At 48.0% G+C, this 17,910-nt stretch carries 13 protein-coding genes; 10 read left to right on the forward strand and 3 right to left on the reverse strand.

The features are described 5' to 3' along the window. Positions 1–10 precede the first annotated feature (10 nt). Together NE473_RS22075 and NE473_RS22080 are read left to right on the forward strand one after the other, a co-directional pair. The gene (locus tag NE473_RS22075) at positions 11–2,542 is read left to right on the forward strand and encodes a ribonucleoside-diphosphate reductase subunit alpha (protein ID WP_055650973.1); all 2,532 of its coding nucleotides are present in this window, start codon (positions 11–13) and stop codon (positions 2,540–2,542) included. A 34-nt stretch (positions 2,543–2,576) separates the two neighbouring features. Then, complete coding sequence (locus NE473_RS22080) at positions 2,577–3,620, forward strand: ribonucleotide-diphosphate reductase subunit beta (RefSeq protein WP_055650959.1); 1,044 nt, start codon at positions 2,577–2,579, stop codon at positions 3,618–3,620. 43 nt (positions 3,621–3,663) lie between these two features. Here the strand turns inward: NE473_RS22080 and NE473_RS22085 are convergent, their stop codons facing one another. Next, positions 3,664–4,959, reverse strand: coding sequence for an HD-GYP domain-containing protein (locus NE473_RS22085; RefSeq protein WP_055650958.1), 1,296 nt, complete (start codon positions 4,957–4,959; stop codon positions 3,664–3,666). A 187-nt stretch (positions 4,960–5,146) separates the two neighbouring features. Here NE473_RS22085 and NE473_RS22090 point away from each other — a divergent pair, with 187 nt between their 5' ends. The 5 genes from NE473_RS22090 to treC all read left to right on the forward strand — a co-directional run bounded on the left by NE473_RS22090 (position 5,147) and on the right by treC (position 10,981). Next, positions 5,147–5,602, forward strand: coding sequence for a NanQ anomerase/TabA/YiaL family protein (locus tag NE473_RS22090; protein ID WP_256265386.1), 456 nt, complete (start codon positions 5,147–5,149; stop codon positions 5,600–5,602). A gap of 60 nt (positions 5,603–5,662) precedes the next feature. Beyond that, positions 5,663–6,853: a hypothetical protein gene (locus NE473_RS22095; protein WP_055650956.1), complete on the forward strand. Its 1,191-nt coding sequence runs from the start codon at positions 5,663–5,665 to the stop codon at positions 6,851–6,853. 79 nt (positions 6,854–6,932) lie between these two features. Then, positions 6,933–7,646, forward strand: a complete 714-nt coding sequence (treR, locus tag NE473_RS22100) for a trehalose operon repressor (RefSeq protein WP_055650972.1) — start codon at positions 6,933–6,935, stop codon at positions 7,644–7,646. A gap of 241 nt (positions 7,647–7,887) precedes the next feature. Continuing rightward, on the forward strand, positions 7,888–9,297 hold the full coding sequence (gene treP, locus NE473_RS22105; protein ID WP_022030110.1) for a PTS system trehalose-specific EIIBC component: 1,410 nt from the start codon (positions 7,888–7,890) through the stop codon (positions 9,295–9,297). Between the two features lie 16 nt (positions 9,298–9,313). Then, complete coding sequence (gene treC / locus NE473_RS22110; protein WP_055650971.1) at positions 9,314–10,981, forward strand: alpha,alpha-phosphotrehalase; 1,668 nt, start codon at positions 9,314–9,316, stop codon at positions 10,979–10,981. Here treC and NE473_RS22115 read toward each other — a convergent pair. Both NE473_RS22115 and NE473_RS22120 read right to left on the reverse strand, forming a co-directional pair. Next, entirely contained in the window at positions 10,978–11,538 is a 561-nt protein-coding gene (locus tag NE473_RS22115; protein WP_006775356.1) for a manganese efflux pump MntP, read from the reverse strand. The genes treC and NE473_RS22115 overlap by 4 nt on opposite strands. 298 nt (positions 11,539–11,836) lie before the next feature. Beyond that, positions 11,837–12,751 (reverse strand): YitT family protein, encoded by a 915-nt coding sequence (locus tag NE473_RS22120; RefSeq protein ID WP_039892366.1) that lies wholly within the window; start codon positions 12,749–12,751, stop codon positions 11,837–11,839. A 163-nt stretch (positions 12,752–12,914) separates the two neighbouring features. Here NE473_RS22120 and NE473_RS22125 point away from each other — a divergent pair, with 163 nt between their 5' ends. The 3 genes from NE473_RS22125 to NE473_RS22135 all read left to right on the forward strand — a co-directional run bounded on the left by NE473_RS22125 (position 12,915) and on the right by NE473_RS22135 (position 17,821). After that, positions 12,915–14,711, forward strand: coding sequence for a sensor histidine kinase (locus NE473_RS22125; protein ID WP_242866184.1), 1,797 nt, complete (start codon positions 12,915–12,917; stop codon positions 14,709–14,711). Continuing rightward, positions 14,708–16,234: a response regulator transcription factor gene (locus tag NE473_RS22130; RefSeq protein ID WP_055650954.1), complete on the forward strand. Its 1,527-nt coding sequence runs from the start codon at positions 14,708–14,710 to the stop codon at positions 16,232–16,234. Before NE473_RS22125 ends, NE473_RS22130 begins: the two co-directional genes overlap by 4 nt. A gap of 282 nt (positions 16,235–16,516) precedes the next feature. Further along, complete coding sequence (locus NE473_RS22135; protein WP_055650953.1) at positions 16,517–17,821, forward strand: ABC transporter substrate-binding protein; 1,305 nt, start codon at positions 16,517–16,519, stop codon at positions 17,819–17,821. The last annotated feature ends 89 nt before the right edge of the window (positions 17,822–17,910 follow it).

Consider the following 17,910-nt stretch of genomic DNA (forward strand, 5'->3'; position numbering starts at 1 on the left):
GGGAAAAGAAATGGATATCAGAAAAAGAAACGGTCAGCCGGAAGCATACGAGTGCGGAAAGATAAAGAGTGCCATCCTGTGTGCGTTTGCCAGTGTGAATCAGGAGCCTGGAAGGGAGCGGATGGACAGGATCATGAGCCTGGTGGAAGAGAAAGTGGATGGCGCGGTGAAGGATGGGAGTCCTCTCAGCGTAGAACAGATTCAGGACATGGTGGAGCAGTCTCTGATGGAAGCCGGATGCTACGAGGCGCTTAAGAGTTTCATCCTTTATCGGAATGAGCGGAGTAAGGAGCGCGGTGTGAGACAGGATCTGGTCCGGTATTTTCCTGATGTTCCCGATATGGAAGCCGTTTTAAAGGAGATTCAGAAAAAGTGGACCGGCACTGCATATCGGCTGGAGCACCTGTTTATGAAGTTTTCAGCCTTCTATAAACAGGGGATGACGGAGGCGGAGAAGCTGTCCGCCTTAATTCAGGCCGCCGTGGAACTGACCACTCAGGAAGCGCCGGACTGGGAGTATATTGCAGCCCGCCTTTTAATGGTCCGCTTCAGGAAGAAATTAAGATCCATGGAGGCGAAGTATCAGATCAGCAGCTTTTACGATAAGCTGTATTTTCTGACTGCCGGGCAGCTTTACGGCGACTATATTCTGGAGCATTATACCAGGGAAGAGATCGAGACGTGTGAGGGCTTTCTGGACGGCACACGGGATCAGCTGTTTACGTATTCCGGTCTGGAGCTGCTACTCTCCCGATATGTGATCCGCAGCCGGGAGAACGTCCCGTTAGAATCCCCCCAGGAAATGTTTCTGGGCATCGCCCTGCATCTGGCCATGCTGGAAAAGAACGACCGTCTGGAATGGGTGAGACGTTTTTACGATATGCTGAGCACGCTTAAGGTTACCATGGCGACGCCGACCCTTTCCAACGCGAGAAAGCCGTACCATCAGCTGTCCTCCTGCTTTATCGATACGGTTCCGGACAGTCTGGACGGGATTTACCGCAGTATTGACAGCTTTGCAAAGGTCAGCAAGTTCGGCGGCGGCATGGGGCTGTATTTCGGTAAAGTCAGAGCCGCGGGAAGTGCGATTCGGGGCTTCAAAGGCGCGGCCGGAGGTGTGATACGCTGGATCAAGCTGGCGAATGATACTGCGGTGGCGGTGGACCAGCTGGGCGTGCGCCAGGGGGCAGTGGCCGTATATCTGGATGCATGGCATAAGGATCTTCCGGAATTCCTGGCACTGCGCACCAACAATGGAGACGATCGTATGAAGGCGCATGACGTATTTCCGGCAGTCTGCTATCCGAACCTGTTCTGGAAGCTGGCAAAGGAGGACATCGATGCGGACTGGTACCTGATGTGTCCCCATGAGATCCTTACGGTAAAGGGCTATTCGCTGGAAGATTCCTATGGAAGGGAATGGGAGGAACGGTACTGGGAATGTGTTGCCGACCACAGGATTCATAAGCGCGTGATTCCGGTGAAAGAACTGGTCCGCCTGATTTTAAAGAGTGCGGTGGAGACGGGAACCCCGTTTACCTTTAACAGGGATCTGGTCAATGAGGCGAATCCAAACAGCCATAAGGGAATCATTTACTGCAGCAATCTCTGCACGGAGATTGCACAGAATATGAGCCCGGTGGAGCAGGTGGAGCAGCGCATCGAGACAGTAGACGGCGAGACAGTGGTAGTGACCGTGACGAAACCGGGGGATTTTGTGGTATGTAATCTGGCCAGCCTTTCCCTGGGCAAGATCGACGTGACAAATCGGGAAGAGGTCACCAGACTGACACAGTATGCGGTGCGTGCGCTGGATAACGTAATCGATTTAAACTTTTTCCCTGTGCCGTATGCCAGGATTAACAACATGAAGTACCGGCCCATTGGCCTTGGCGTCAGCGGTTACCATCATATGCTGGCTAAAAACGGAATTTCCTGGGAATCCGAGGAACATCTGGCATTTACTGACCGGGTATTTGAGTGGATTAATTACGCGGCAATTGAGGCCAGCTGTGATAATGCACGGGAAAAGGGGGGCTACGAACTGTTTGAAGGGAGCGACTGGCAGACGGGCGCCTACTTCGAGAAGCGGAAGTATCATTCGGAAGAATGGCTCCGGCTGAAGGAGAAGACAGCGGCAAACGGTATGAGAAACGGCTGGCTGATCGCCATAGCGCCGACCAGCAGCACCAGCATGCTGGCGGGTACGACGGCAGGTCTGGATCCGATCATGAACCGCTATTATCTGGAAGAAAAGAAAAACGGGCTGGTGCCCAGAGTGGCTCCGGATTTGTCTCCCGAAACATTCTGGCAGTACAAGAACGCCCATTATATTGACCAGCAGTGGTCCGTCCGCGCGGGAGGAATCAGACAGCGCCATGTGGACCAGGCGCAGAGCATGAACCTCTACATCACCAACGAATATACCTTAAGGCAGGTGCTGAATCTTTACATTCTGGCCTGGGAGTGCGGGGTAAAAACGATTTACTATATCCGCTCCAGAAGCCTGGAGGTAGAAGAGTGTGAGGTATGCTCCAGTTAAATACAGCAGACTGTAAAAGAGGAAAGGAAAGATCATGGAACAATTAATCAGAAAGCCGTTATTCAATCCGGACGGCGATACCGATGTCAGAAACCGCCGCATAATCGGCGGCAATACAACGAATCTCAACGATTTTAATAATATGAAATACACCTGGGTAAGCGACTGGTACCGGCAGGCCATGAACAATTTCTGGGTGCCGGAGGAGATCAACCTGGGGCCTGACGTGAAGGATTACCCCATGCTGGACGCGGGGGAACGGAGAGCCTACGACAAGATTCTGTCATTCCTCGTATTCCTGGACAGCATTCAGACCGCCAATTTACCGGCCATCGGCGAATATATTACGGCCAATGAAATTAACTTATGCCTGTCCATCCAGACCTTCCAGGAGGCCGTCCACAGCCAGAGCTACAGCTACATGCTGGACACGATCTGCGAGCCGCAGACCAGGAATGAGGTACTCTACCAGTGGAAAAATGATGAACACCTGCTTGCCAGAAATACCTTTATCGGGAATCTCTATAACGAATTCCAGAAGGACAAGAGTCCCTTCACATTCATGAAGACCGTGGTAGCCAATTTCATTCTGGAAGGAGTTTACTTCTACAGCGGGTTCATGTTCTTCTATAACCTTGGCAGGAACCATAAGATGCCGGGTTCCGCACAGGAGATCCGGTATATCAACCGGGATGAGAATACTCATTTATGGCTGTTCCGCAACATGATTCTGGAACTGAAAAATGAGGAGCCGGAGCTCTTTACCCCCGATCGGGTGGAGGTTTACAGAGAGATGATTAAGGAGGGCTGCCGCCAGGAGATCGCCTGGGGCCATTACGCCATCGGAGACAAGGTGCCTGGACTGACGAAAGACATGATAACGGATTATATTCAGTATCTTGGCAACCTGCGGTGTATGAGCCTTGGCTTTGAACCGATTTATGAGGGACATGAAAAGGAACCGGAAAGTATGGCCTGGGTATCCCAGTACAGCAATGCCAATATGATAAAGACGGATTTCTTTGAGGCCAGAAGTACGGCTTATGCGAAAAGCAGCGCTCTGGTAGATGATCTTTAAATCCGGCAGATGACCATGAAAAGAAGCGGGCATGAGGACAGTTTTAGAAAACTGCCTTCATGCCCGCGATGTCATCCATGGTCATGGCCCGGGAAATCCGGTCAAAATCCTGTTGAATCCGGACGTAAATATCAAGAATCGGCTGGCACTGGATTCTGGTCGCTTCCATGATCTCATCATAGTCGGAAATCATGAGCTCCACGATATCGGCGTCGATCAGGCCGTCGTCCTTCATCTCTGTAATAATGGAGCAGATTCTATCTTTGGAAAACGCGGTCTTGTAGCTCCTGGTACCGGAAAGCGCGCTGATAATATCGGCAATCGCCACGATCCGTTCTCCGGTGCTTAAGTCAGCGGCGGTCAGGCCTCTCGGATAACCGGAGCCGTCGAGCTTTTCGTGATGACGGAGGGCAAGACATTTGACCGTCTCCTCGATCACATCCCCGAATATCTTTTCTGTGATGTCCACGTGGGTGCGCATGATATTCATGGCCTGCGGACTTAATTTCCCCGGATACTCCAGGATTTCCACCGGAATTCCGATCTTTCCCAGGTCATGAAGCATGGAACCGCAGACGACCTGATTGCATTCCTTTTCGCTCAGCCCCATGCGCTTTGCCAGTTCCGAGCTGATGGTTGTGGTGGTGATGGTGTGAGTAACGGTGTGGCGGCTGCGGAAATCAATGGTGAAGATGAGCATCTTTAAGTAATCTGTGATCTCATCCTGGGTAAGCGGTATCTCGGAAAGCATCTGGAAAAATAAAGCTTCCGCGTCGTTATTTCCCTCAAACGGAGTGTGGAAATCACAGGCTGCAGCGAGATCTGTGATTACGGGCGCGAAATTTGTGCCGCTGTCTTTTTTTAAGAGAGCCAGGGTCTCCTCCCAGGTCAGGTGCTGTACCTCCATGGCCACGTCAATGCGGTCGGCTGCGTGGAGAACCTGTGCAAGAAGCCGGATTTCCTCCGGAAACGCCTCCAAATGCTCCAGGACCTGCCAGGCTGCGTGATGCAGAAGAATGGCTCCGGCAAGCTTTTTAAGCGGGGAAAAGTATTTGATGAACAGATAGCCATAGATGGAGTGGGCCAAAACGTCATCGGTGTCAAACTGAAGCATTTTGGAAATTTCGTCGGTCTTATAGGCGCCGATATCGTGAAGAAGGGCCAGAAAACAGACGTCCCGTATTTTGCGGGCGTCATCGTGAAAATATGGCTTCAGCATCTCTGATACAATATAGGCCACTCTGTAGCCGTGATTCATCAGGCGGGCGTCCACATAGCTGCAGGAACGGCGGATGATTTCCAGTATTCCACGGTTGTCGATGGGATCTGTATACTGCATAATTGTTCTCCCCTGGTTTCGTTGTAGTAATCATGAGTATAAGTGTAGCATAGTTTTGGAAAAAAGTCATGCGAATGATTGCCGACGGGAAGAATCAGTTGTAGAATAGAAGGGAAAGAACTGCCTGGGCTCTTTTTGAAAAATATGGAAATCGCCGGGAGAACGGCGGGAAAGTAGAGGGAGTTATATGCTGACAAGTAATTTAAATGTGGTGGAGAAGTACGACTATCTGGCTGAGAAATTCCGCAAGGGCTATGAATTTTTACGGACGGCGGATTTGAAGGCACTGCCTGTTGGAAGAGCGGATATTGAAGGCGACGACATTTACGCCAGTGTTCAGGAATACACTTCTCTGAAGGCGGATACGTGCAAGTTTGAGGCCCACAACCGGTATTTCGACATCCAGTATGTGGTGGAAGGGGAGGAACAGTTCGGCTATGCGAAACGAGAGGATCTGACGGAAGATGCTCCTTACGATGAGACGAATGACATCGTATTTTTCCGTGAACCCGAGGAAGCGGGAACGGTCCTGCTGAAGGCTGGGGACTGTATTGTTGTGGCTCCTGAGGACGCCCATAAGCCGAGATGCCAGGCAAAAGAGGCATGCAGGGTAAAGAAAGTGGTCATTAAGGTCAGAGTATAGGAATGTGACGCCGGAAAGAGCGGAACGCCTGGGGCTGCGGCCGCCGGAAGGGAGTTTGAGGTGGAGGGTGTGAAATGGGGACCGTCTGGCCGGTATGCCTGGCCGGCGGGGACTTGCAGGACGGAGAACAGGAATGTGGAAAAGGGACTTCCGTATCATGGGGAAACCCGCAGTACGGCAGCCGTGGGAAAGACGGAACATGCAGCAGGAGCCGGAGACACAGCAGCGGAGGGGCTGCGGCCCGGAGCTCTGGATACGGTGGAATTCGGCTCTGCAGACAGCGAGGCGGTTTCGGAAGAAGCGGTGATGGACTGTCTGCGCATCCTCGAACGGGATTATCCGGGAATGAACGTCGTGATTTGGGAACGGGAGGGTGCGGCCGACTTGGCACAGCTGGCGGCTGCGCTGGGAAAAGGACGGTTTCTGGTTGTTACCAGGGATTTTTTGGATCGGATGGGACGGGATGCCGGAGAGTATGAGCGCTGCAGGACTGTCCTTAAGGAGACGGCGTGCAGGCTGACGCAGGGCGGAAGTGCCAGCGTGAGTGAAGGTGTCTGTCTCGATGCGTCGGGCAAAAGGACATGGGTGGTACCGGCAGCAGGAAAACAGGATTCCGGTCCGAAGAAGACAACACCGGGAGAGACGGGATTGCCCGGAAGTCCGGGAAAACAAAGCTGGGAATCGGAATGGAATCTGAGAAAAACTTCGGCTGCTTCCTATGCTGTCAGCGGTCACTACGGGAGTCTTGCCAGGGCGGGCACCAGAGGCCAGGTACAGAAGGTGCTGGGAGATGTTCACCGGAGTATCGGGAATTTAAGGCTGGCGGCCTGCTTTGGAGATGATGAGGAGCGGATGAAAGCAGGCAGGGCGATCCGTTCTCTCCAGAAGCTTCTGGCACGGGGAAACAGGAAAATCAGGCGTCTGGACCGGGAGAGCAGCCTGAAGCGGCAAAAGAAGCACGCGGAGAAGGCACGGAAGGAAAAAAAGGTGCTGCAGATCAGGCTGGAGATGAAGAAGAGCCGGTCCGCCCGGTATGGGGCCGACTACCGTCTGGTGCGGGAGGGACTTGCGGATACCTGCTGGATTTTGGGAGCCGCAAGGCATCGGACCCGGGAAGAAATGCGGGCGGAACAGGCGCTTCAGGGCGAGGCCGGAAGCGGAGATGGACTGGGCTTTGCAGGGGGTGACGGAGGCGGAGAGGGTTCCTTTCACGCGTCTGACGTAGTGATATCGGATGGAGGTTCGGATTGAGCATTGACTAAGATGTACGTATATGTTAAAATACATACAGGAGTTATATGGTCTTGATTCGAATAAAGCGAGGTCACCCATGGAGAGTAAATACAAACATCTTTACAATCAGTTACAGGATCAGATTGAAAAACGGGAATATAAGGCGGGGGACAAGCTTCCCTCAGAAGGCGATTTGATGGAAATATACGGCGCATCCCGGGATACGGTGAGAAAGGCGCTGGACTTACTGGTGCAGGACGGATTTATCAGGAAAGCAAAGGGGAAGCCGGCGGTTGTACTGGATAAGAACAAATTCAATTTTCCGGTATCCGAGATTGCCAGTTTTAAGGAGATATACCGCTTCTCGGATTCAAAGCCGAGAACGTACGTGGAAAATTTAGAGATTGTTAAAAATGACCCGAAGCTGATGGAGGCCTTACAGATCGGCCCGGAGGATGAGGCGTTTGTTCTGGAACGGGTCAGGGAAATAGAAGGGGAAAAGATTATTATCGATAAGGATTTTTTCTCCAGAAAAGTAGTGGAAAATCTTCCGCTCCGGGCGGCCCAGGATTCTGTCTATGAGTATCTGGAGCATGAGGTGGGCTTAAAGATCGGTTTCGCCATGAAAGAGATCACGGTACAGATGGCGGGAGATGAGGACCGCCGCCTTCTGGATATGAAGAATTATGACATGATCGTTGTGGTGAAGAGTTATACGTATCTGGAAGATTCCACACTGTTCCAGTTTACAGAGTCCCGCCATCGCCCGGACAAGTTTAAGTTTGTGGACTTTGCGAGGCGGAAGCTGTAGGTGGAGCGTGCCGCGGCGCCTGTGTGAGTGCCGGATCGTGAAACAAACCATGGTATACGTACAAGAATGACAAAATCCCGAAAACCAGCAGATAAGAAATGAATTTTACTGGGAATCGGGATTTTTTGTTTTTATTTTTCCAAACATGTTGACAAACATATACGTATATGTTATATTAAATTCACAAGATAAACATACAAGAAGAGAAAAATAAAAAACGTGTATGAAAAGGAGAATGGTTATGGGGAAGTATTCGGATGACGCAAAGAAGCTTCTGGACTATGTCGGCGGGAAACAGAATATTACGGCAGTGACACACTGTATGACGAGAATGCGTTTTGTTCTGGCCGACCCGGAGAAGGCTGATGTGGCAAAGATCGAAGCGCTTAAGAGCGTAAAGGGGACTTTTACACAGGCAGGACAGTTTCAGGTGATTATTGGAAATGATGTTTCCGTGTTTTACAATGAGTTTACCTCTGTATCCGGTATCGAAGGAGTTTCCAAGGAGGAAGTAAAGCAGGAAGCAAAAGGAAACATGAATCCGGTTCAGAAGGCGGTAGCCAATATCGCGGAGATTTTCGCACCCCTTATTCCTGCCATCATCGTCGGCGGTCTGATTCTGGGATTCCGGAATATCATCGGAGAGATTCGGTTTATGAACGGCGGGACAGAGACGCTGATTGAGGTGTCTCAGTTCTGGGCGGGAGTACACAGCTTTCTCTGGCTGATCGGTGAGGCGATCTTCCATTTCCTGCCGGTGGGTATCACATGGTCCGTGACGAAGAAGATGGGAACGACTCAGATTCTGGGAATTGTTCTCGGTCTGACCCTGGTTTCCCCGCAGCTGTTAAATGCGTATGCCATGGCACCCGGCGTGGAGGTTCCGGTCTGGGATTTTGGATTCTTTACCATGCAGATGGTTGGCTATCAGGCGCAGGTGATACCGGCGATACTGGCCGGATTCGTCCTGGTTTATTTAGAGAAATTTTTCAAGAAGATTACGCCTCAGGCGATTTCCATGATCGTGGTGCCGTTTTTATCTCTGGTTCTGGCTGTGATTGCGGCTCACGCAGTTTTGGGACCTGTGGGCTGGGCTGTGGGCTCCTGGGTATCCAGGGTGGTTTACGCGGGACTTACCTCAAGCTTCCGCTGGTTATTTGCAACCGTATTCGGTTTTATCTACGCACCGCTTGTGATCACCGGCCTTCATCACATGACCAATGCCATCGATTTGCAGCTGATGGCGGAATTTGGCGGCACGATGCTGTGGCCGATGATCGCTTTATCCAATATCGCACAGGGATCCGCAGTACTGGGCATGATCTATTTGCAGAAGCATAATGAGGAGGCAAAGCAGATTTCCATTCCGGCCTGCATCTCCTGCTATCTGGGCGTGACGGAACCGGCAATCTTCGGTGTCAATTTAAAGAGGGGATTTCCGTTTATCTCCGCCATGATCGGTTCCGCCATTGCGGCGACGGTATCCGTGGGAAGCAACGTGATGGCCAATTCCATCGGTGTGGGCGGAATTCCGGGAATTTTGTCGATTCAGCCGCAGTACATGGGAAGATTTGCGGTCTGCATGCTCATTACCATTGTGGTTCCGTTTATGCTGACGGTTGTCATTGGAAAGAAAAAAGACGTTCGGTAAGATGCTGGAGGAGAATATGAAAGACTTCAAAAAATCGTGTGTATATCAGATTTATCCAAAGTCCTTCCGGGATACGACCGGAAACGGAGTCGGTGACTTAAACGGAGTGACGGAGAAGCTGGACTATTTGAAGAAGCTTGGAGTTGATTATCTGTGGCTCACCCCCTTCTTCGTATCACCGCAGAATGACAACGGATATGATATTGCAGACTACTACCACATTGACCCGCTGTTCGGCACCATGGAGGATTTAGACCGCCTCATCAAAGAGGCGGCCGACAGGGGAATGGGCCTGATGTTTGACATGGTGTTTAACCATACTTCCACCCATCACCAGTGGTTTGCGCGGGCTCTTAAGGGAGAGAAGGAGTACCAGGATTACTACATTTTCCGGAAAGGGAAAAAGGGGGTCCCCCCTACCAACTGGCAGTCCAAGTTCGGCGGCAGTGCCTGGGAGTATGTGGAGGAGCTGGGACAGTATTACCTTCACTTATTTGACCGGACGCAGGCGGATTTAAACTGGGAGAATCCCAGGGTTCGGGAGGAAATCCGCAGAGTGCTCCTTTACTGGAAGAAAAAGGGAATCCGCGGTTTTCGGTTTGATGTGATCAATCTGATCTCCAAGCCTGCGTATTTTGAGGACGACGATGAGGGAGACGGCCGCAGATTTTATACAGACGGCCCCAGGGTCCATGAGTATTTGAAGGAGATGGTAAAGGAGACCGGCCTGTATGAGGATGATATCATCACCGTTGGGGAGATGTCTTCCACCACAATCCATCATTGTATTCAGTATACAAACCCGCAGGAGCAGCAGCTCAAGATGTGCTTTAATTTCCACCACCTGAAGGTGGACTATAAAAATGGGGACAAATGGTCACTGATGCCCTGCGATTTCATGGGCCTGAAAAAGATATTTCACACCTGGCAGAGCGGTATGGCAGAAGGCGGCGGCTGGAATGCCGTATTCTGGTGTAACCATGACCAGCCGAGGGCCGTATCGCGGTTTGGAGATGATACAAAATACCGGAAACAGTCGGCCAAGATGCTGGCGACGGCTATTCACGGCATGAGAGGGACGCCGTATATTTATCAGGGGGAGGAACTCGGCATGACCAATGCCGGTTTTACCTCCGCCAGCCAGTACCGTGATGTGGAAAGCCTGCATTATTTCGATATTTTGAAGGAGAGCGGTATAGACGAAGCCGAGGTCTGCGAGATTCTGCGACAGCGTTCCAGAGACAACAGCCGTACCCCCATGCAGTGGAGTGATGGTGTAAATGCCGGCTTTACCAGCGCTGTGCCCTGGATCGAAGTCAACCGGAACCATACAACAATCAATGCAGAGGAATGCCTGGAGGACAGTGATTCCATTTTCTATTATTATCAGAAACTGATTCGTTTAAGGAAAGAGTATGATGTCATCAGCGAAGGCGGTTATGAACCGATTCTGGAAGATCACGAGGCGGTATTTGCCTACAAAAGGATATACGGCGGTGAAACGCTGATTGTACTGACCAATTTCACCGACACATGCCAGTTCATAGAGGCGGCGGATATAAAGCTTTCGGAAGAAGAACTGACGGAATACAAAACCCTGATCGCCAATGATGGGCTCCTGCGGAGTGCGGCAGGAATCCGCCTTGCTCCATATGGTGCAGTCATGCTGATCAGGGAGCCCTAAATTCCCAACGTATGCTCCAGAAGTATTTTCACTCCCATAATCACCAGGATTAACCCTCCTGCGAATTCTGCCTTGGACTTGTATTTTGTACCGAAGACATTGCCGACCTTGACACCGATGATGGAGAGGATGAAGGTGGTGGAGCCGATAAAGGAGACAGCCGGGACGATGCGTACCTGAAGGAAGGCGAAGGTGACGCCGACGGCCAGGGCGTCGATGCTGGTTGCGATGGCAAGCAGGATCATATTGCCCGGTGATACGGAGCAGTCCACGCATTCCTCTTCCTGATTCAGAGACTCGCGAATCATATTAAATCCGATGATGCCCAGAAGAATAAATGCGATCCAGTGGTCGATGGACGTGATGGCATTTTTAAACTGGGATCCCAGTATGTAACCAATAAGCGGCATACCCGCCTGAAAGCCTCCGAAATAGAGTCCGACAATGACTGCATTTTTCCAGCTCATCTTCTGCATGGAAAGCCCCTTGCAGATTGAAACAGCGAAGGCGTCCATAGAAAGGCCCACCGCGATGATGAACAGCTCAATTAATGACATGTGATATTCCTCCTGCGTATAAGCTTAATTAGTATATGATGCGGGGAACAAAAAAAGACTTATCTGCAGGCGGCAAAAAGCCCGCAGATAAGTCTCATCTTTTTTGCGTAAAAGCAAGTCAAGCAGGACCAGATAGACGAACGCTATCAGTATGTTGACCCTGCTGCACACCGCATTCCAACGAATGTGAGGGGACTTCCCTCATCCCTGACCCGTGGGAGGCGTGCTGATTACTCCCTCATCTTCCGTTTATTCTACTGGATTTTATGGGGGATGTCAAGCGAAAAACCATCTGTTTTTATTCCAGCGGCTGTATGTAGAAATTGCCCACGACATCGCTGGAGTTTATGACGTTGACGAAGGTGTCGGGGTACTGCTCGCGGATGCGCTTTTTCATCTTTTTTACGTCGCTGTCGGAGAGGACTGTATAAAGAAGATACTTTTTGTTGGCCGAGTAGGAACCGAATCCCTTCAGGATGGTGCTGCTGTGGTTGGTCAGCTCCATTAAATCGGCCGACACAGCTGCCGGATTGTCCGTGACGATGAGCAGCGTCTTTTTCTTGTACTTTTTATAAAGTGTGTTGATCACCTGCGTGTTGCAGAACTGATAGATGATGGAGTACAGTGCGATGTCCATGCCGAAGATGGCTCCGGAAATGAGGATGATAACAGCACTGAACAGCAGCATGTAGTTGAAGGTGGAAATCTTATATTTGGCCGACAGGGACATGGCGATGAAATCCGTTCCGCCTCCGCTGGCCCGGTTGTTTAAGATGAGGCTCATGCCCAGACCGTTGATGATTCCGCCGAATACGGAGATGAGAAGAAGGTCTCCGGTGATGGGGATCACGGGCAGCTGGTCAACCAGAATGGATACGGTTAAGAGGCTCACACAGGATAAAATCGTAAATTTTTTCCCGACAATGCGGTAGGCAAAGACGGCAGGGATGGCGTTGAAAACCACGTTCAAGAAGGTGAAGGAGATCTTCACGCCAAAAAAGGCCAGCCCCACCCTCTGAATCAGCTTGGCGAGTCCGGAAAAACCGCCCGGAACCAGTTTCCCCTGTTCCACGAAGGTGTTGAGATTCACTGCTACGATAACACTTCCGAATAGGATAAAGAAGAGGGAGACTGCGTCGCGAAGCCGCTTATCCTTTCCTGCCTTTTCGGCGTTCTTTTTGTATAAATCGGAAACTCCCTGTTTTTCTGCCATTTGGACCCTCCCTTTTTCCGGATACCGGATCAATAAGTTATCTTTCATAATGCCATATAAGCGGATGCTACCATTTCCCACAAAAATCCTGTATAATGAAACACAGAGGCAATAATCCATTTTTATGATTATACCATATATTTTACAGAAGGGGCATGAGATTATGAAACAATTGCCGCATTTTAACAGTATTAGAAAAAAAGTCATTTTTTTAGATCTGATATTTGTTTTTCCATTGTTCGTACTGTTTTGTATTCTTATGAGTTATGTGTTTGAAGACAGCAATTATAAATTGAATAACAGTAAATTGAGTCTTCTGGAGGAGAAATGCAGTAATATTGCAAATCGAAATACAGAGATCATTAAAATTTCTGTTGGGATGTATTTGGACCAGAATATTAACCGGCTGATCTCGAAGAAAAATAAACTGACTGGCTATGAGTATATCAGTGCGCAGGACAGTATACAGAGCAAGATGCTGGAATTAACAGAACTGTTTCCCGACAGACAGTATCAGGTGATGCTGCTCTGCGAAAATGGAATGAACTTTTTTCAATCGTCTCTAAACTTTACCCAGGATATGATTACACTCAAAATGCTGGATCAGGAGAGCTGGTATCAGGAAGCCATGGAAAAGGATGATTCCGTCTATTTCCTTCCAAAGTACAGGAGTCCTGCACTGCAAAAATTATTTCGGGAAGATACGCTGTTTGCCGTTCAAAAGATGCGTAATTTAAACAGCGGCAGAAATGTCGGCATCATGATTGTCGCCATCTCCCGGGATATCTGGGGAAATGTTATTCTCAGTGACGAGGATTCCGATGTAAATACCATGGTCATCGATCAGTACAGAAAGATTATCTTTTCTTCTGATCCCCAAATGTATGGGTATGAAGTAGAGAACAATTCATACTATGATCAGATCGCAAATTATTCAAAAGGTTTTTTTCTGGGTAATGTAAAGAAGCAATACTGTCACATACGTTTTGCCAGTATTGAGGGGGTAGGCTGGAAGCTGATTTCTTATGAACCGTATCAGCATGGCTGGTCCTCCTTCTATGTGATTCTGTTTCTTGTATTGGGAGCGGCAATGTTCAGCGTCCTGGTGATAATCGTTTTTTACAACTGCAGCTTTATTTCAAGAAGGATGGAAAAACTAAATAAAAATATTCTGGAGGTATCGAATGGGGATTTGAAGACAAGGATTCAGGAGGACTATGAAGTAGAGTTCCATGAAATCTGCCACAATTTTAATTATATGCTGGACCATATTGAAAATCTTATGAAGCAGTTGGAAAAGGAGGAGGAAGAAAAGCATGCCCTGGAAATTCAGACATTGCAGGCACAGATTAATCCTCATTTCTTTCACAATACACTGGTTACAATCCGCTTCATGATTCAGATGGAAGAGTATAATGAAGCGGACAGAGCGCTGCTGGCTTTTTCAAAATTACTGAGAAAATCTTTTGTGAATTCACAGAAGATCATTCCCATCAGGGAAGAGCTTGCCATGGTGGAGGATTACCTGGAATTAATGAAACTCCGTTATCGCGATAAATTCCAGTGGAAAATTCTTGCTGCAGAAGATGTGATGGAACTGGGAATTCTGAAGAACGTAATCCAGCCTCTGGTTGAAAACAGTATCTCACACGGTTTTAATATGAAGGATGATATGGGGCATATCGTCATATGCGCATATCGAATAAAGGAAAGCGTCATCATTGAAGTGGAAGACGATGGTGTGGGAGTAGATTTGGAGAAGATAAACAACAGTATACATAATCAGCAGACTGTAAAAGCAAGAGACCAACTGAATGGAATCGGGCTTTCCAATATACAAATGAGGATTTTACGGAACTTCGGCAGTCAATATGGACTGAGTGTAGAGGTAAATTCATCAGGAGGCGTTACCTTTCGAATGAATATACCTGTGATTCAAATGGAGGGGGTAAACAGTTGAATATCGTAATCGCAGATGATGAAGAGATTATTTTGAAATGGATGAAAAAGAATATTGAAGCACTGTCGCCGGAAAATCATGTGATTGCTTCCTGTATAAATGGAATGCAGGTATTGAACTGCTGCCTGAATGGTTCGGTTGAGGTGCTGTTTACTGATATCCGTATGCCGGTTATGGATGGGATGGAATTGCTTAAGAAACTGAATCAGAATCATGTTTTGCCTTATACGGTTGTTTTAAGTGCTTATGATGATTTTTCCTATGCAAGGGACTGTCTGAAACTGGGGGTAAGTGAGTTCCTGCTAAAGTCGGAGATTACGAAGGATGAGCTGGAAAAGTGTCTGCAGACTGCAAAGGAAAGAATAAAAAATAACGGGAAGGCTGAGCAAAAGCAATCCTCTCCGGAGGAAGAACTGGAAAAAGTTTTGCTGCAGTATTTGAAAGAACCGGACTATATCTCCAGAGATGCCGTGAGACAGGTTTGGAATAACTGCTGCGGGATCAGGGGAAAGTATGCGGTATTCCTGATTCGCGATACCGATAGAATATCGAACCCGGATCAGCTGAAGGAAATCCTGCCAATTGCTTTTCCGGATGAGAAACGGGGGCTGTATTGCCTGTCAAAGAATGAACGGGAGACTGTCGTCCTTGCGGAAATGATCGACGGCGATCTCCAAAAATTCACGGAGAATCTATATGAGACAATCGCCTCCTTTGGAGGGATTAATATGTATATCAGCAGTTCCGATGCCGGTAAAACGGTAGAAGAGCTGGAGGGATTGTATGACCATTCGCGGGATACCCTGGCATATCAGCTGTTTTATCAACACATTGGCGGCCTCAATTATGAAACTATGAAAAAACGGATTGGCCGTATAGAAGTGCTCCTGGAAGAGATGTTTGAAAAACTTGAATTACTGATAAACAGCCGTAAGTGGAATCTTATCCTGGAAGAGATGAATCAAATATTCGATTACGCCAGAAAGTCGGAGCCAGAGCCGGCCGGTATGAAAAGGCTGTTTTTAAACAGTTTACTGAATCTGTACTGGAGCTGTCTGGAAGAAGCAGACAGGAGATCATTTTCGATCGACAAGATTATCGAAGTGACGAATTGTACGGATATTGACCGGCTTGAAAATATGGTTTTGATACAGGCGGAAGAGATCATCAGGCTGTTAATCGGGAAACAAAAGAAATACAGTGATTCTGTTTTTAAGATTATGCAGTATATGGAAGCGCGATACGCGGAACCTGTTACCCTTGATGAACTGGCCAATCATGTCCATATGAACCGGAGTTATATTTCTCATCTGTTTAAAAAAGAAACAGGCAGAAATATTAATGCTTATTTATTAGAATTTCGAATGGAAAAAGCAAAAATTCTTCTGGAGAGCAGCAACCATAATATCCAGGATATATGCTGCCAGATAGGGATACCGGATTCCGCCTACTTTAGTAAAGTATTTAAAAAATATACCGGTTTTACCCCGATCGAATTCAGACGCATCAGCAATGAGAACTGATGCGTCTTTTATTTACAGTAAAATCTGCAGATGAGATTTACCCTTTTAACAACAAACTGATAAGACAAAAATACTAAATAAATTACAAAAAAAACAAAATAATTTTAAAATTCACGAACGTTTTCCAGGGAAAAACAAAAAGTATTATAAAAATAATACAAAATAATAAATAAAAACCAGAAATAAATATACATAGTACATAGTAAAAGAACTGGGAAACAGTATAATATAGTTATCAAGTTCCTGGAGTACAACAACCATAAACAAAAGGAGAGGTAAGTAATGAAAAGAAATTTGAAAGCTGTTTTAAGTACAGTAGCAGCCGGTTGCATGGTGCTGTCTTTGGCTGCCTGCGGTGGTGGTAATGAAGATCTGGTTTCTGATGCGGGAAAGGATACCGGTGATGAAAATGTAAAACTGGTTTTTCTCAGGGCAGGAACAGAGGATTATAAGAAGGATGCGTTTACTCAGATGATTGAAGGCTTTGAAGCAAAGTATCCGAATTATACGGTAGAGTATCAGGAAGCTCCCTGGGGAGATGATTTTGAGACGAAGCTGAATACCGGCTTTGCTTCCGGGACTGCTCCGGACGTAATCCATTACTCTCTGGCATCCATTGGTGCAAGAGTTCCCATGGGACAGTATGAATGCCTTGACCCGTATACAGAAGGATGGGAAGGTATGGATGATATGTATGACAGCGTAAAAGAAGCCGGAAGTATTGGCGGCAAACTTTATGGTGTTCCATACACTCCGGATGCAAGAATGTTTGTTATCAATACAGAATTATTTGAAAAGGCCGGGCTCGATCCTGATTCACCGCCTTCAAACTGGGATGAACTTCTGGAAGCCCATAAGAAACTTGTGGTAAAAGATGATTCCGGCAATGTAATACAGTGTGGTTTTGGAGTTCCCACCAGCGGAAGAAATATTAATCAATACCTGGAAATATTCCTTGTTCAGAATGGCCTGGGCAATCTTGTGGATGAGGCAAGTAATGAAATCCTGTTTAATAAGCCGGAGGCAGTAGAAGCCATGGATTTCTTAAGACAGTTAAAGGAGGCAGGACTGGTAGACTGGAATAACACCCAGCAGGACCAGAATCCATTTTATAATGGAACCGCGGCCATGACAGTAGTTTCTGAAAATGAGTTTAATAATATCAATACCGGGGATTTAGAAGGAAAAATTAAACTGGTTCCAATGTTTTCCAAAGTAAACAGCGGTACCTTCTGTGGGATGCATTTTATGTTTATGAATGCGAACTCAAAACATAAAGAGGCGGCCTGGAAACTGATCGAATACATGAGCAGCAAGGAGTCCATGCAGATCTGGATGGATACGGCGAAAACAGCTCCGGTAAGGGCTTCTTTGGAGGAGGCTTACTTGAAAAAGAATCCGGTGAACGGCCCAATGATTATGGAAGCAATTGAAATTGGGAAAGGATCGCCCAAGGTTCCGTACTTTAACAGCGTATTTACCTATGTAGACGATGCGATGGAACAGGTATTCTATGGGCAGTCATCTCCCCAGGACGCGTTAAACGCAGCTGCAGAAAAGGTACAGGAGGAAATTGATAATCAATAACTGTGGCAATGCGGTCTGTTTGGTATAAATAGACCGCATTATTTATTCGCGCGTACAGCGGGCTGGAAAGGCGGTTTTCGAGAGGCAGC

Origin of the sequence: Hungatella sp. SL.1.14 (genome assembly GCF_024460495.1) — a bacterium.
In the GTDB taxonomy this organism is placed as follows: domain Bacteria; phylum Bacillota; class Clostridia; order Lachnospirales; family Lachnospiraceae; genus Hungatella; species Hungatella hathewayi.

Coding starts and splice junctions, on each gene's coding strand:
- NE473_RS22075 (WP_055650973.1), top strand. CDS start 11: ATGGATATCAGAAAAAGAAACGGTCAGCCGGAAGCATACGAGTGCGGA.
- NE473_RS22080 (WP_055650959.1), top strand. CDS start 2,577: ATGGAACAATTAATCAGAAAGCCGTTATTCAATCCGGACGGCGATACC.
- NE473_RS22085 (WP_055650958.1), bottom strand. CDS start 4,959: ATGCAGTATACAGATCCCATCGACAACCGTGGAATACTGGAAATCATC.
- NE473_RS22090 (WP_256265386.1), top strand. CDS start 5,147: ATGCTGACAAGTAATTTAAATGTGGTGGAGAAGTACGACTATCTGGCT.
- treR (WP_055650972.1), top strand. CDS start 6,933: ATGGAGAGTAAATACAAACATCTTTACAATCAGTTACAGGATCAGATT.
- treP (WP_022030110.1), top strand. CDS start 7,888: ATGGGGAAGTATTCGGATGACGCAAAGAAGCTTCTGGACTATGTCGGC.
- treC (WP_055650971.1), top strand. CDS start 9,314: ATGAAAGACTTCAAAAAATCGTGTGTATATCAGATTTATCCAAAGTCC.
- NE473_RS22115 (WP_006775356.1), bottom strand. CDS start 11,538: ATGTCATTAATTGAGCTGTTCATCATCGCGGTGGGCCTTTCTATGGAC.
- NE473_RS22120 (WP_039892366.1), bottom strand. CDS start 12,751: ATGGCAGAAAAACAGGGAGTTTCCGATTTATACAAAAAGAACGCCGAA.
- NE473_RS22125 (WP_242866184.1), top strand. CDS start 12,915: ATGAAACAATTGCCGCATTTTAACAGTATTAGAAAAAAAGTCATTTTT.
- NE473_RS22135 (WP_055650953.1), top strand. CDS start 16,517: ATGAAAAGAAATTTGAAAGCTGTTTTAAGTACAGTAGCAGCCGGTTGC.